Source organism: Segatella copri (assembly GCF_009494395.1).
In the GTDB taxonomy this organism is placed as follows: domain Bacteria; phylum Bacteroidota; class Bacteroidia; order Bacteroidales; family Bacteroidaceae; genus Prevotella.
Genome location: NZ_VZCB01000001.1, coordinates 16,558 through 31,514 on the forward strand (window position 1 = coordinate 16,558; position 14,957 = coordinate 31,514).

Annotated in this window: 10 protein-coding genes; 1 reads left to right on the plus strand and 9 read right to left on the minus strand. The window is 48.6% G+C overall.

What is annotated here, in order from left to right:
• Window positions 1–31: 31 nt before the first annotated feature.
• From F7D73_RS00070 to F7D73_RS00095, 6 genes are all read right to left on the minus strand, one after another.
• Window positions 32–1,423 (minus strand): rhamnogalacturonidase, encoded by a 1,392-nt coding sequence (locus tag F7D73_RS00070; RefSeq protein WP_153121717.1) that lies wholly within the window; start codon window positions 1,421–1,423, stop codon window positions 32–34.
• 144 nt (window positions 1,424–1,567) lie between these two features.
• Window positions 1,568–2,695: a glycoside hydrolase family 88/105 protein gene (locus F7D73_RS00075; RefSeq protein WP_153121718.1), complete on the minus strand. Its 1,128-nt coding sequence runs from the start codon at window positions 2,693–2,695 to the stop codon at window positions 1,568–1,570.
• An 89-nt stretch (window positions 2,696–2,784) separates the two neighbouring features.
• The gene (locus F7D73_RS00080; RefSeq protein WP_153121737.1) at window positions 2,785–5,361 is read right to left on the minus strand and encodes a glycosyl hydrolase; all 2,577 of its coding nucleotides are present in this window, start codon (window positions 5,359–5,361) and stop codon (window positions 2,785–2,787) included.
• A 199-nt stretch (window positions 5,362–5,560) separates the two neighbouring features.
• Window positions 5,561–6,508, minus strand: coding sequence for a polysaccharide deacetylase family protein (locus F7D73_RS00085; RefSeq protein WP_153121719.1), 948 nt, complete (start codon window positions 6,506–6,508; stop codon window positions 5,561–5,563).
• Window positions 6,509–6,512: 4 nt separating this feature from the next.
• Window positions 6,513–7,388: a sialate O-acetylesterase gene (locus F7D73_RS00090; protein WP_153121720.1), complete on the minus strand. Its 876-nt coding sequence runs from the start codon at window positions 7,386–7,388 to the stop codon at window positions 6,513–6,515.
• A gap of 184 nt (window positions 7,389–7,572) precedes the next feature.
• Window positions 7,573–10,689: a sugar-binding domain-containing protein gene (locus tag F7D73_RS00095; RefSeq protein ID WP_153121721.1), complete on the minus strand. Its 3,117-nt coding sequence runs from the start codon at window positions 10,687–10,689 to the stop codon at window positions 7,573–7,575.
• A 282-nt stretch (window positions 10,690–10,971) separates the two neighbouring features.
• Between F7D73_RS00095 and rhaD the strand changes: the two genes are divergently transcribed.
• Window positions 10,972–11,781, plus strand: coding sequence for a rhamnulose-1-phosphate aldolase (rhaD, locus tag F7D73_RS00100; protein ID WP_153121722.1), 810 nt, complete (start codon window positions 10,972–10,974; stop codon window positions 11,779–11,781).
• A gap of 258 nt (window positions 11,782–12,039) precedes the next feature.
• Here the strand turns inward: rhaD and rhaM are convergent, their stop codons facing one another.
• The 3 genes from rhaM to F7D73_RS00115 all read right to left on the minus strand — a co-directional run bounded on the left by rhaM (window position 12,040) and on the right by F7D73_RS00115 (window position 14,882).
• The gene (gene rhaM / locus F7D73_RS00105; RefSeq protein ID WP_022110650.1) at window positions 12,040–12,357 is read right to left on the minus strand and encodes an L-rhamnose mutarotase; all 318 of its coding nucleotides are present in this window, start codon (window positions 12,355–12,357) and stop codon (window positions 12,040–12,042) included.
• 134 nt (window positions 12,358–12,491) lie between these two features.
• Window positions 12,492–13,523, minus strand: a complete 1,032-nt coding sequence (locus tag F7D73_RS00110) for an L-rhamnose/proton symporter RhaT (RefSeq protein ID WP_153121723.1) — start codon at window positions 13,521–13,523, stop codon at window positions 12,492–12,494.
• A 105-nt stretch (window positions 13,524–13,628) separates the two neighbouring features.
• Window positions 13,629–14,882: an L-rhamnose isomerase gene (locus F7D73_RS00115; RefSeq protein ID WP_153121724.1), complete on the minus strand. Its 1,254-nt coding sequence runs from the start codon at window positions 14,880–14,882 to the stop codon at window positions 13,629–13,631.
• Between the last annotated feature and the right edge of the window lie 75 nt (window positions 14,883–14,957).

The following is a 14,957-nucleotide window of genomic DNA, read 5'->3' on the forward strand; positions in this document are numbered from 1 at the left end:
ATTTTGTATTACTTTCTATAAAATGTATGTGCTATTTCAACCCATCGGCATCGCCGGTGGTCTTCAATCCGTTGCTCTTTTCGCGAGGGGTGATGTTCACCTTCTTTGCCACGGTATTCTCGATGAGGCTGGCATCGAATGCCATCTTCTTGTCGGTGCAGTTGATGTTCTCGAAGGTGAAATCTACCAGACGGTATTTCTCGCTTGTTCCTACATCGAAGAAGTTGTCACAATCCATCTGGATATTCTTCATCGTGATGTTGTTGCACTGGCTCAACGGCATGTCCTTGCGGTCGCCTGGCTTGAAGAACTGGGTCCATGGACGGATGACGAGGAAACTGCCGGTCTTGCCCTGGATATTATCCACCGTTACATACTCGTAATGCTGAGGAGTATCAGGACGCATTTTCAACCAAAGCACGCGCTGCGCATTGCCTACCTTGATGTTGCGCAATACGATGTTTCGGTCTTTTATGCTCTCGCTGCCGAGGGTTAAGCAGCCGTGCACTCTTCCGTAGTTACAGTTCTGGATGAGCACATTATATACAGGACCGTTCTCCGGTGTCTGGTCTGCCCAGGTTCCCTTTCCGCCCTTGATGGCGATGGCATCATCGTTTACGCTCATGTAGCAGCCTTCCACCAGTACATCGTGACAGACATCAATGTCGATGGCATCGCTGCTTGGTGCCCGCATGCCACTGGTAGGGGCGAAGATGGTGCAGCCCAGGAAGCGGACATGGTCGCAGCGATAGATGTGGTTGGTCCAGAACGGACTGTTCTGAATATGCACATCCTGCAAGGTTACGTTGCTGGAGTTGCTGATATAAACGAGGCGAGGGCGCTGTGCATCCTTGTTGGTACACTGGCGGTTCCAGGTGCGACGAATCCAGAACTCCTCCCAGTAGTGATAACCATTGCCATCGATGGTACCTGGACCAGCGATGGTGAAGCCGTTGCATTTGTCGGCATTGATGAATGCCGAGAAGTATTTGCAGGTCTCGCCTTCGATGCGGGTTTCTACTACAGGGAAGTTGGCGATGCGGTCGCTTCCTTTCAGTTTTCCGCCTTCTGAAACATACAGATGGGTCTTTGGACGGAAGAAGAGGGCACCGCTCTGATAGGTTCCGGCAGGAACGACGATGACGCCGCCGCCATCCTTGGCTGCACGGTCGATGACCGCCTGGATAGCCTTGGTCTGAATCAGGGTACTATCCGTCTTTACGCCATAGTCGGTGAGGACGTATTTCTTGCCCAGGGTATCCACGTTCACCTTCTGGGCGTTGCTGAACCAGGCATCCATCTTTGTGCCGTCAGGCCAAAGCTCGGTTTGTGCCTTCTTTGCTTTCTTCTGTTTCTTTGCGGCGTTGGCGCTTAGTGGCGAAAACGCCACCAGGCAAGCCATCAGCCAGATATATTTCTTCATGATTTGTTCTTTTTTAAAGATTAAGACTTGGGGGACCAGCGATGGAATCGCTGGGAACGGGGGCGCAAAGGGGGAAGGGGAGCTTTTTAGCTTTTGGGCTTTTACCTTTTTACCCTTTTACCCTTTTACCTTTAAAAAGCCTTTTTACTTTTTTCCCTTTACAAGCTTGTAATACTCTGCGGCGCCTAGCAGGAGGCAACCGGTGCCGTAATCCTCAAAGTCTGGAACTGAGGTGAAGGTGACAGGCTGGCCAGCTGATGGCTCCTTTCCTGTGCCCTGGTTGTAGCCGATGAAACCATCCTCGTGAACCGATGCGGCAAGTGCCTTCCATGCCTTGTCCATCGCCTTCTGATAGGTGGCTCTAGGAAGAATGCCCTGCTGAACACCCCATGTCATACCATAGAGGAAGAGACCTGTACCCGTCATCTCAGGACCACCATAGTTGGCTGGACAAACGAGGCTTACGTTCCAGTAACCATCTTCGCGCTGGCATTTCAGGATAGCCTGACTCATAGAGATGAAATCCTTCTTCAGATACTGATAGTATTTGTCTGTCTTTGGCAGAGTCTCCATCACGCGGACCAGGGCTGCATACACCCAACCATTGCCACGGCTCCAGTAGCAGTTGCTGCCATCCTTCTCCTTGTAAGGTGGCACGTAGTCCTTGTCTCTCCACCAGAGACCCTCTTTTTTGTTAAAGAGACCATTAGCCAGGGTATCACGGCTCCATTTATAGGAATTCATCGCATAATCAAGATATTTGCGCTCACCGGTAATCTTGGCATACTTGGCGTAGACAGGCATCGCCATCTGGATAGCGTCAATCCAGGTCCAGTAGTTTACCCGGTTGGTGGCCATCTGATGGTCGAGGTTCTCCTTCACCTTGCTCAAATCCTTCTTGCCGCCGGTCTGAACGTAGCGGTCTATGTAGGTCTGCTGGCAGCACTGGTTGTCGGCATCGGTATCGTTCACGCTGCCACGGGCTGTCCACTTGTGGTAATCTGCCCATTTGTCGGTGTAGTCGAGATAGCGCTGCTGAGGGTCAATCTCGTAAAGCGCCATCAATCCTTCGTAATACACGGCACGGGTCCAGAGGTTGCTGGTGCGGACTTTCTTCACGAATGTGTCGAGGGTAGGGTCACTGTACTTCGTCATGAAGTAGTTGTTGGTGCGATGGGCTACCTCCAGAATTTCATTTTGCAATGCGTTCTGGGCAGAAATTGAAGTCAAACCCAGGAGCATGAAGAGCGATGAAAAGATCAGTTTTTTCATTTGTCTTGTTATTAAATGTTTATTGTTTGTTTTAGTCAAGAACTAGAGAAACAAAATCTTGGATTCTCTAATTCTTGACTTATGATTATTTACTTGATTTCCACGAGTTTTACGGTGCTGTTCAGTCCGCTTGGCACAGGAGTCCATTTCTCGTAGGTGGTCTTCTTGTAGTTGATGTCCACCACGTTGATTTCCTTCATCTTGCGCCACTTTACGCCCTGGCGGTCCATTTCTGCGATGCGGTTGGCAGGCAGATTGGTAACCTCGATGCGGATGGTGTTCTTGCCCTTGTTGAGCGCATCCTTGCAGTTGAGGATATATGGTACAGCCCAGGCGCAACCTACATATTTATTATTGATATAGACGCGGGCACTTTCGCGAACATCACCCAGGTCGATAGCCCACTGCTTGTTGGCATCATCCTTTGATAGCTTGATGGTAGTTTCATAGACACCTGTTCCCATCATCACCTTCGCCTTGTCGCTGAGGCCTTCCCAAGACTTCAAGCCCTTCAGGTTGAAGTTTTCTCCTACCTTAGGCGCATCCTCGGTGAATGACAGCTTCCAGGTATTGGCAGTCAGGTCGATGGTCTTGCTATCCGCAGCCGCAAACTTCTCCTTTTCGCTCACCTTCACCTTGGAACCGAGTTTCCATTCGCTTACAGGCTTATTTGATGTGATGAGGATGCGGCTCTCGCCACTCTTCAGGTTCAGCTGGATGCCCTTGTCGCCGATGGTTGCCTCATGATATTCGCCCGTCATTGGGTTGTACCAGATGCCATGCTTCTCGTTCACGGCCAGAGCCACGCTGGAAGCGATGTCCTTGCTGGTGAGGTTGGCGATGAAGTAATGATGGCCGATGCTGTTGGCACGGCGAATCATCTTCAAGCCCAGGTTCTTTCTCATCAGTTCCGGTTTTGCCGCCTGTTCCATTGCCTTGATATTATCGCCCTTGATAATCTTGGCTCCCTGTGATTTCAATTCTGATATGTGCTCAATCACGTCGCTTGGCATGATGTTGTTGCCAGGAATGATGATGCCCTTGTATCGGGTTCCGGCAGCTGTTTCAATCATACCATTCTTAAAGGTACACGTGCGGAGATACTTGTCGCTGATGTAGTCGCAGTCGAATCCTGCCTTGTCGATGTCGAGAATCACCTTGATAAACTCCGGTGCCTTCTTCGCCATACTGTGGATGTCGAATTGCATCAGCCAGTTCTTGGTATCCTTGCGCCACATATCTCTTACCGGCAGATAAACCAGGAAGTCATTGTCTGGCTGTCCCCACTGCAGATAGGTCTGGCAGTTGGTGATGTACTTCATCAGTTCCGGAGCGTCGCGCCAGATACTGTTGGTAGGACTCATATCCACCGAAGCATAGAACTTCCAGCCTGGCCATGGATCGTTCTTAGGCGAATAGGCGGTGCCATGGAAGAACATGTGGTTTACGCCGGCGCAGAACATCAGGTCCATATCCGGTTTCATCTGGCTCAGGGATGTGCGGAAGTGCTCGGTGAGCCAGGTGAAGGTTTCGCTGGATGTATATTTCTTTCCGGTGATGTGCGCTGCTGATGGGGCATATTTCAGCATACTCAGGTCGCTGAAGTTAGGACGGGTCTTGCCCGGATCCTTGCGCAGTCCCTTGATGCCGAAGTCGGTCAGTCCAAAGCCTTCAATTTCCGGAATGTCAACGGCTGCATAGCAGTCGATGAGGTTGGCAGGTGAACCGTGTGCCTGGTTGCGGGTGATGGCACCACGCTTGTTTGCCCATTTGGTCCACTGTTCGGTGAAGTTATGGAGCAGCATGTCGCCCAGGGTTTCACGGTAGTCGCTTACCACCACGGCATCGCCATCCAGGAACTCTGGGAACTTATCCTGCAGTTTGTATCCGTGATATTTCTCGAATTCCGTCAGGAGGGTAGGCGTCCAGTTGGCGCCATATACCTCGTAGCTGTCGTTGAAGAAGGTATGAGGATATGGAGTCTTCGATGCCACGAAGGCGCTGTCGATGTGCTGCAGATAATTGGCCACGGCAGTAGAGTCGAAGTGGTCGATAACGTATCCCTCTCCTCCAGGTGCGGCACGCTTCACCTTCTGTCGGGTACGGCTTTCGTAGAGAGCGATGACGCGTTTCTTGTTCTTTGCTCCTTCTACCGGGAACGCCTTGATGACCTTCAGTTTGGCGAAGGCACGTTCTTTTTGTGGCACGTTGAATTCTATCTCCATCAGTTTCTGCTTTACATCCACGATGGTATCTACGAACACCGCCTTGCATGCCGCCTCGCTGATAGGTACCCAAGGACCACCGAAAGGCCATCCTGTGCCTGTAGCCATATCGGTCTCGATGCCCACTTGCTTGTTTTCCTTTTCCACAAACTTGAGCATGTCCATCCATTTAGGCGAGAGATAAGGAATATCGTTCTTGTCGTTGCCCTGCACACCATAGAGCGGTGTTATTTCCACTGCACCGATACCTGCCTTGGCGTATTCGTCAAGGTTCCATTTCAGGTTTTCCTGATCCACGGCAGATCCCATCCACCACCATCTTACGCCCGGTTTGGCTTCCTGCGTAGGGGTAGGAAGCAACTGAGCCTGGCTGTTGAGTGAAGACAACAATGCCAAAGCAAAGGATAATCCTATGAATTTATGATTTCTTTTATTGTTCATCATATTGGGTTTTATTAAGTTGATCTTAATTGTTTATTCTTCGTTTGCAAAGATAGCGAAAAATACCCAATAATAGCCGTATTATGATTCTTAAAAATGTAAAATAGTACAAATATGCTAGGTGTTTTGCCAAAAAGTCAAGGAAGTGCACACAAAAGAAGAGCTCGCAAAATGCAAGGTATTAAAAAAAGTGAGGTGGTCATCGGCTGATGATCACCTTACCTTTTGATGGTTCTATCTGAATCAGATATTTTTCGTCTTTATATTTGATGGGAAGGTTCTTGCCAGCCTGCGTCGCCTTGATGGGTTGGAAATCCAAAATCAGGGTAAGCGGTACTTGGAAGATGTTCTTGTTGAGTTTCATCTTCGGGGTAACCATTACCTGGTTCTTCTTGGCTTTTATCTTCAGGGTGGTATTGTCACGCTCCTGCTGGTATGCTGCCACATCATGAAAGGTAGCAATCCAGAGTTTCCCATTACGCGCTTGATTCAGGGCGTAATCGAACATCTTCCAGAGACGGGTCTCATCGCCGAAGCTGTCGTATCCCATGCGGATGCCGTGGGTCATAGTTACTGCCCATTCACCTTTATCAATCACTCCTTGCAGGTATTTCTCAAACCATTCCTGGGTGCGCTTGCTGCCAAGACTAACCTGATAGGTGCGCGTACCCACACGATCTTTGCTGCAATATGCCACCGCCCCGTCGCTCTTCCTGTTGCCTGGATAGAAATAGGTGCGAGGGAAGATGCCGGTGTGCTGATAGATGAGTGTATCGTTGTGCTGCACCTCGTATCGCAATTCATCCTGGGTCAGTTTTGATACGTTTTTGTGGTCGTATCCATGACTCGTCATCTCCTGTCCATTCAGCGCCATTTCTTTTGCCTGTTCCCAGGTGAAGGTCTGCTTTTCGGGGGTCTTGGGCTGTTGGTTCATGCGTGAACCGATGAGGCAAAAGGTGCCCTTGATACCCAATTCTTTCATCTTCGGGAAAAGGATGGAGTATTGCTCTTTTAGACCATCATCGAAGGTAAAGGAGATGGCAGCCTGCCTGTTGTCGGCATACTTGGCGATGGAAATACTTTGAGCATGAATGCTCGAAGGCACCATGCTCAAAAGTGAAAATATAATGTAACCTATTGATCTCATGCCTTTACTTCAGAAGCTTTTTCTTCTCAATAAGCTGGAACATCTTGTTGCCCAATTCCTGAGCTCCCTCGGCATCAAAGTGCAGAACATCGCTGCACAGGCTGGCATTTGGCACATCTACCACATAGATATTCTTGTCTTCCTGGGCAAGTCGATGCTGCGCATCTTCCACACCTTGGCTCCACTGCTTGCTCTTATGTGAGATTCCACCTATTATAATAGGTAGGTTGGCGTACTTCTTATTGCCTGTTTTCTCTACAAGATAGGTGCGGATATAGGTGAGCATCTGCTTCAGGTTGTGATAGTAGTTCTTTGCCTGATGGCGGTCGCTTTCTCCCTGGTGCCAGAGCATGAATTTGATGTCGTATCCCTCTGGCAGATGGCTCAGCTGGTTGTCGATGCAGGCACCGATATTCTCGGTGAAAGCCTTGAGCAGGCTCTTTCCGCCCTTGTCGGAAGCCACGTTTTTGGCAAGGTATTCTGGTGAAGCATTCCAGTATTGCTTACTGGTGCTGGTGCAGAGGGTGTCGATGGCTGTGCCGCCCAGACTCTCCTTGATGACGTAGAAATTCTTCTTCAGTTTCTTCTCTACGTTCCAATATACGATGGCGTCGTAAGCCCAGCGTCCCGGTTTGTTCTTATTGTAGATTCGAGGCCAGAAAGTCTCAAATTTTCCTTCACCAGACAGACTGCTGGAGCCAAAACTCCACTGGCAGTATTTGTACTTCTGCTGTTGTATTTCGGCAGGAAGTTCTGTATTCATCACTCTACCATCGGTGTTCGACTGTCCAGCTGTGAGTATCACCACGGCTGGCTGTTTCTTGGCAGCTACCGGCATCAGGCAGAATGCTGCAAATAGGAGACAGATATATTTCTTCATATTCTTTAATTGATTGATATCGTAAGCAAAAGTATTTTTGCTACTTGGTTCTTTATTGTTTTATTTTGTTTGCAAAATTACGGAATAAAAAAGAAAAAGACGTAGTTTAATTGTGCAAAACTACGCCTTTTTGTACCATTTTTATCTTGAAAGCTAAATTTTTCGTCTTCAGAAAAGCAATATTCTATCTAGAGATGTTCTTCAGAAAATCAATCTCTACGATTCTCAATACTGGTTTGCCTTTCTTGATTCCTATGAAATCGAGGGTGCTTGCCTTGCCGCCCGCCAGCTCCTTGGTGTCGCTGAGCTGGGTCTTGCTCTTGGCATCGCCCATCATCCTGATGGTGATATCCTTCGCCTTCACTGGCTTGTCAATCTTGATGTGAACATAGCCGAGGCAGGCGTAGGTGTAACCTTCCCAAACCTTCTTCTTGCCGGCAAAGATGGCGAGCGGATACATCTTGTCTCTCCAGCCCGTAAGTTTCACGGTGATTTCGTCTACCTTCTCTTTCTTGGTAAACTGATAGGTAATCCAGGCATTCTCAGGCTTGCCATCGCTCTTCCATTCTGTGGTCTCATCGTCATCGAAAGTTTTCTGGGCATCTTCCTGGTTTACGCCAGCCACGGCACCGGTGATATCAATGGTCTCCTTGATATCGGTATAGGATGGGGTAGATGGCGTTTCGCCACGAGAAAGGTCGCCCTTCAAGCTGAACTGAGGCAGGTAGTGCTCGATATCGACCTTCTCGGTCTTCAAGTCGATGCTTGCCACGCCCTTGATGCCATCAGCACCAGCACAGATTGTGATGTTTCCTGGGTTCACGGTACTGCGGATCAAGACTCTGTTCACACCGCATTCTACTGGCAAATCAATCTTTCCGATGTAATTATCGAAGGTATTGTCGCTATCTGTTGAATCGAGAATATCAGCTGCCTTGCGGGCTGCCTTCTGCTCTGCAGTTTCGTTCTTATCTACCACGAGGCTCTGCTTCTTGGCTGCAAGTGCCTTTTTGGTTTCCTCGTTGGGAGTAGCCAATCCGCCAATCCATCCCATTTCGCCCTGATAATTGAAGTGGATGGTGCGGTTATCGAGCGGACAGCGTCTGCCCTGCTTATCTACCACCTCTACCTGGATGAGCGCCATGTCGGCACCATCAGCCTTGAAACCTTCCGGATTCTGGATGCTGGTGAGCTTGATGTGATGAGGCTTGCCCGCAGTTTCGATGGCATAACGGCTTGTTTCTTTCTTGGTCTTAGCATCTTTTGATTTCTTATCAGACTTATCGTATGTATAAGCAACAGCTTCAATCTTTCCAGCCTCGAAAGGTACATTTTTCCAGGTGAAAAGCCACTGGTTGCTGCGTTCGCCCATGCCCAGACTCTTGCCGTTGACAAAGAGTTCTACCTCATCACCGGTACTAACCACATATTCTGTCTGCTTGATGGTGCCTGGCTTGTAGTTCCAATGTCCCACGATATAGGTGGCATCCTTTTCAGGAGATACCCAGCCGTTCCACATCACCTGATGAGCGAAGAAGGCATCCTTCGGAATGCGCATCGCATCGGTTACACCGCTCGAACGGTAGTTGGCCTCACCACGATGATGGGTGTTGGTATCTGAGAAGATGATCTTGGTACCGCCATCGCTTACTCGTTTTCCGGTGCCCGGCCGCTCCTGCCAGTATTCAAACCATCGCTCTACCATGCTTGCTGCAAAGGTATCCATGTTGTGGTTGTATTCGAAGGCAGGTTTGCCGCGATACAAGGGACCGTCGCCTTCCTTGTGGTAAGGATAGCTCTGTTCATCCCAGTATTTGCGCAAACCCTCGTCGCGATGATACTCCATCGACCACATCGGATGCTTCTTGCTCTTGTTGATGTAAAGCATTTCGCCGCCGTATTCAGCCTCGTTGATGTTGAGCATCTCTCGGCTGCCGCTAGCTCTGCCGCCGTGAGGGTCGAATTCGTCGCGGATGGCTTTCATCTGCAACATGTGTTCGCGGCTCACACCCTTATTACCGCTTTCGTAGAAGATGATGCTAGGGTTGTTACGGTTGTAGATGATGGCTTCCTTCATCAGTTCCAGGCGCTGTTCCCATCTTCTGCCTTCCACGTCTCTTTCGGCATCACCGGCTGGCATTGCCTGAATCAAGCCCACTCGGTCGCAGCTCTCGATGTCCTGTTTCCAAGGGCAGACGTGCATCCAGCGAACCAGGTTGCCGCCCGATTCTACCATCAGTCTGTTACTGTAGTCGCTCAACCAGGCAGGAACGCTCATACCCACGCCAGGCCACTCGTTGGAGGTGCGCTGCGCATAGCCGTGCATCATGATGGCACGGTCGTTGAGATAGAACTTGCCTTCGCCAAACTGGGTTTTGCGGAAACCGGTCTTGGTCACAACGTCATCTATCTTACTGCCGTCATCCGCCTTCAATAGGGTCTTCACGGTGTAGAGATAGCCATATCCCCAACTCCAGAAGTGAGCGTTGTTCAGGAGTCCGCTCACCTTCACGGTCTTGGTTTCGCCTGGCTTCAATGTGTATCTCTCGCCATCAAAATGGCCCACTTCCTTGCCGTCTGCATCCAGAATCTTGGCGAAGAAGCGGAAAGAGCGAGGCTTGGAATCCTCATTTCTTACCTGCGATTCAGCGTTCACCGTTACCTTCTTTCCCGCAATATCATAGTTGTTGCCATAGATATAGATACCCGTGGTCTTGAGATTGTTGTAGAGTGGAAGGGTCTGATAGAGCTTGTCGGTGATGTGGAGGAACACATTCTTCGGAATACCGCCATAGTTGGCATTGAAGTTCTTGTCGTTCCACTGGAAACGCTGACCACTGGTACGCTCACGATAGCTCCAAGAGTTATCCACACGTACGGCGATGACGTTCTCACCTTTTATAATATAAGGTGTCAGGTCGAATCCGCTTGCCATCACACCATTCTCGGTATATCCCACTTTCTTACCATTGAGCCAGATGTCGGCACCGAAACGCACGCCTTCGAACTCGATGAAATACTTGCGGTCGCCCGTTTCCTGGATATAGAAGTGCTTGCGATACCACATGATGGTGTCGCTGAGTTGTTCGATGGAAACCTTGAACGCTTCTTTCTCGTTGAAGGCACGAGGCAGCGTAATCTGTTTCCAACCGGCATCCTTGTAGTTTGCCTGTTCTGCTCCCTGGAAGTCGCCCACCTTGAGCAACCATCCCCCATTAAAATTGAGCTTTGTCCTTTCTACTGCATACATCTGGCAGAGCGAGATGAAAGCGAGTAGAAGCAGAAATAGTCTTTTTCTCATTCTGATTTTGTTTTGATTGTTTTGTTGCGTTATTATTCTGATTTTGTTGCAAAGTTACGAAAAGAATGTATATTTCTTATGGATTTTTGTACGATTTCATGTTCTTTTGTTCGAGTTTCTACTATTTCCGTTTTATAAAATTGAAAGTGTCTACTGAAATCAGAAAAACAGAAAATGTTATGCCAAATGTCATAGCTTAAATATCAAAAGAATAGGTTGGGTATGGGGCGAAATGAGTATTTTTGCAGCAGAAATTTTAAACAAGCTAATAACAAGAATAATATGAATAGTGTTTTAGAAGGTCGTCCTGCCTTGAAAAAGGAGGTCGAGAAGATTGCAGAAGTTGCCGGATACCTCTGGCAGAATGGTTGGGCTGAGCGTAATGGTGGTAATATCACCGTAAACGTAACAGACTTGGTTGATGACGAGATCAAGGCTTTGCCAGCTATCAGCGAAGTGAAGCAGATTGGTACAGCTTTGCCTGCATTGAAGGGCTGCTACTTCTTCTGCAAGGGTACAGGCAAGCGTATGCGCGACTTGGCTCGCTGGCCTATGGAGAACGGTTCTATCATCCGTATCCTCGACGATTGCGCCAGCTATGTCATCATCGCCGATAATCCTGTGATGCCAACCTCAGAGTTGCCTAGTCACCTGAGCGTTCATGCCCGTCTCATCGAGAAGGGTTCCAACTATAAGGCTACCGTTCATACTCACCCTATCGAGCTTATCGCTATGAGCCACAACAAGAAGTTCATGGGCAAGGACGTTTTGAGCAACCTGCTCTGGAGCATGATTCCAGAGACCAAGGCTTTCTGTCCGCTCGGTCTGGGCATTGTTCCTTATCAGTTGCCTGGCAGCTTGAAGCTGGCTGAGGAGACTTTGAAGGAGCTGGAGAATTACGATGTAGTGATGTGGGAGAAGCACGGTGTCTTTGCCAAGGGCCTGGACGTGATGGATGCCTTCGACCAGATTGACGTGCTCTCTAAGAGTGCTAAGATCTATATCGATTCAAAATGCATGGGATTCGAGCCTGATGGCATGAGCCAGGAAGAGATGGCTGAGATGACCAAGGCTTTTAATTTGCCAAGATAAAATATAGGTTAGTTCATCAGATACATAAAGAATGTCAGATATTGATTCAATATCTGATATTCTATGAATAGTAGATATAGTGTTGTTGGTAATATTTTGATATAAATAGGTTTACTGAATATACATTTTATAGGTAATAGGTTTATTAGGTTTTAGTGTTATTAGGTAAAAGTTTTTGGGTTTAGTGAAACAAAGCCCCCGAACATCGTGAGATGCTCGGGGGCTTTTTCTGTTTCTAAGTTAACTAAATTCTTTATATCAATCCATGTGGAAAAGTTCTTCCAGCGGAATGCTGACGGGCGAATTATCAGGATTCACCTCCATGATGTCTGCCATCATATCCCACCATTTCTGGGTGATAGGATCCACGTTGGTGGTGTCCTGGCTGTTGGTATCGCTATCGCATTTCTGAACGGCAAAGAGCAGGTTGGTGTCCTTGTCCCAGAAGATGCTGTAGTCGCTCACACCCTGGTCCTTGATCATCTGTTTCAACTCAGGCCAAATCGCAGCATGGCGCTTGGCATATTCCTTTTCGCATCCCTTCTTGAGATACATCTTAAATGCAAATCTTTTCATTTTACTTTGAACTTTTTTTCCTTTGAACTTTGAGCTTTGAACTTTGAGCTTTGAACTTTATGATATGCCTTATTTTTGAAGATAAGTTTTGTACAGATAAAGTAATCATAAAGTTCCAAGTTCCAAGTTCAATGTTAAACTAGCTGTGGCAGGAAGCTTGAGATAATCAAGACTATGATGCCAACGATTAATACGCCGATGGTCTTTTTAGAGCAGCCTTTCCATTCCTTCAGGATGATGCCCCATACATTCGAGAACACCACGTTGAGTGCCATCAGGATGCAGAAAGACAGGGTCATGAGGGTAGGGGATTCGGTGAGGAAACCCTTTCCTAAGGACAAGCCGAAGAACTGACTGTACCACAAGGCTCCCGCCAGGGCACAATATAGGATGTTGTTGCTCCAAACCTCCTCGTTCTTATAGTCGCTCCAAGTATGATTCTTGGTGTTCTGATAGAAACAGTAGATGGCGTTGGTGATGAAACCACCCACGGTTACGAGGAAGGTGGCAGGCAGGGTCTTGAACATATCCGGAGTGAAGGTGCCGAAGTGGATATCCTCTCCGAAGGCAAGACCCACATTGAAGCATCCGCTCATGAAACCAGCCAGCAGGGCGATAGCGAGACCCTTAGGGAAGTTGAAGTCCTTCACAGCCGCCTTCTTCTCTTCTTCAGAGAGAGAGGAAGCCTTCATGCTTCCAGCTACACCGATGATGGCGATACCGAGAAGGGTGACTACCACACCGAGGATGACGCTGAAGGTGAGCGATGAGAGGGCATCCAGCTCGGGGAAGAAGATGTTGAGCAGCACCGGACCCATGATGGTTCCGAGACCTGCACAGGTTCCCAGGGCGATGCTCTGACCCAAAGCTACTCCCAGATAGCGCATGGAAAGGCCGAAGGTCAGTCCGCCTACGCCCCAGAGTACACCGAAGAGCATGGTCATCGCTACATTGAAGCCATAACCGTCGAATAATTCAAAGAAAGAATGTCCGCTAGGAACAGCGAGCATAGCGCCTAAAAAAGGCAAAATAAGCCATGCGAACACACCCTGAACTACCCAGTATGATTCCCAACTCCAATCTTTGATCTTGTTGATAGGGACGTAACAGCTGGACTGGCAGAATGCGCCGATGGCTATGATTAAAAGTCCTATTAATATTTCCATAATTGTATAATTAGAGTGAAGAGTGAAGAACGAAGAGTGAAGAATTCATGTGCTTTTTAGCCATAAGACTATTGAATTCTTCGTTCTTCACTCTTCGTTCTTCACTTACTTGCGGCTAGCAAGTACCTCTGCTTCATACTTCTCGATGTCAGCGATATACTCTTCGCCAACAGGGATGTTGTTCTTCAGGTTGAAGTAATCATATACAGCACCGAATGGCAATGTCTTCTCTTCCTCGAGGAGAGCCAGGCGCTGGAAGAGCTTGCCCTCGTCCTCGTACTTGCGGAGGGTATCCAATGGCTCAAGGAATGCCTGCAACAATGACTTCTGGGCTGCACGGACACCGATGATGTAAGCACCGATACGGTTGATGGAACCGTCGAAGTAGTCGAGACCGATGTGAGCACGGTCGAGTGCGTTGGCACGAACCAGCTCTGAGAAGAGGTTGCGTGTATTGTCGTCGAAGAGAGTTACGTGGTCTGAATCCCAGTGCATTGGACGGGATACGTGGAGCATCAGCTCAGGAACGAAGAGCAGGAGTGCAGAAACTGCATCTGATACGTTCTCTGTTGGCTCGTAGTGACCTGTATCGAGGGTGTACATCACGTTGTTCTTAGCGCAGTAGCCAGCGTAGAAGTCGTGAGAACCTACGGTGTAAGCCTCCAAGCCGATACCGAAGAGCTTAGCCTCGAGGCAAGACTTCATGTCTGGCAATTCCTCTGCCAGGATCTCATCGAGAGAGTTCTTCAGGATCTCGCGATAGCGGCCCTTCTCTACGGTGATATCCTTGGAACCATCGTGTACCCAGATGTTCATGATACATGGGTCGTTCTGGAACTTACCCATGGCGTCTGCGATACGGCGGCAACGCTTGGTGTGCTCAATCCAGAACTCGCGGATAGCTGGGTCAGGATTTGACAATGTGAGGCTTCCACTCAATGGGTGAGAGAAAGAAGTTGAGTTGAAGTCGAGCTTCATGTTCTGTTCCTTAGCCCACTGCATCCAGCCTGTAAACTGGTCAACGGTAACTTCGTTGCGGTCGATCTGCTTGCCGCCGAACTCACCGTAAATCTCGTGGAGATTGAGACGGAAAGTACCAGCGAGGAGAGAGTTCACCTTCTCGATGTCCTGACGGAGCTCGTCGATGTTGCGAGCCTTGCCTGGATAGTTACCTGTACTCTGGATACCGCCAGAAGCAGCCTCGCCACGTTCGAAGCCAACCACGTCGTCAGCCTGCCAGCAATGCAGAGAGATTGGAGTCTTCTCCAAAGTCTCAATAGCCTTGTCAGTATTTACACCTAGAGCAGCATAGCGCTCCTTTGCAATCTCGTAATTCTTTAAAATCAAATCTGCTTTCATTGTTTTTATGTATTTTGTTTGTTGTTTTTTTTTTGCTTATGACTGGGGGGACCAGCGATGGAATCGCTGGGAACG

Excerpts from the sequence above, each read along its gene's own strand:
- F7D73_RS00090 (WP_153121720.1), bottom strand. The coding sequence starts at position 7,388 with ATGAAGAAATATATCTGTCTCCTATTTGCAGCATTCTGCCTGATGCCG.
- rhaM (WP_022110650.1), bottom strand. The coding sequence starts at position 12,357 with ATGAAAAGATTTGCATTTAAGATGTATCTCAAGAAGGGATGCGAAAAG.
- F7D73_RS00115 (WP_153121724.1), bottom strand. The coding sequence starts at position 14,882 with ATGAAAGCAGATTTGATTTTAAAGAATTACGAGATTGCAAAGGAGCGC.
- F7D73_RS00080 (WP_153121737.1), bottom strand. The coding sequence starts at position 5,361 with ATGAACAATAAAAGAAATCATAAATTCATAGGATTATCCTTTGCTTTG.
- F7D73_RS00075 (WP_153121718.1), bottom strand. The coding sequence starts at position 2,695 with ATGAAAAAACTGATCTTTTCATCGCTCTTCATGCTCCTGGGTTTGACT.
- rhaD (WP_153121722.1), top strand. The coding sequence starts at position 10,972 with ATGAATAGTGTTTTAGAAGGTCGTCCTGCCTTGAAAAAGGAGGTCGAG.
- F7D73_RS00095 (WP_153121721.1), bottom strand. The coding sequence starts at position 10,689 with ATGAGAAAAAGACTATTTCTGCTTCTACTCGCTTTCATCTCGCTCTGC.
- F7D73_RS00085 (WP_153121719.1), bottom strand. The coding sequence starts at position 6,508 with ATGAGATCAATAGGTTACATTATATTTTCACTTTTGAGCATGGTGCCT.
- F7D73_RS00110 (WP_153121723.1), bottom strand. The coding sequence starts at position 13,523 with ATGGAAATATTAATAGGACTTTTAATCATAGCCATCGGCGCATTCTGC.
- F7D73_RS00070 (WP_153121717.1), bottom strand. The coding sequence starts at position 1,423 with ATGAAGAAATATATCTGGCTGATGGCTTGCCTGGTGGCGTTTTCGCCA.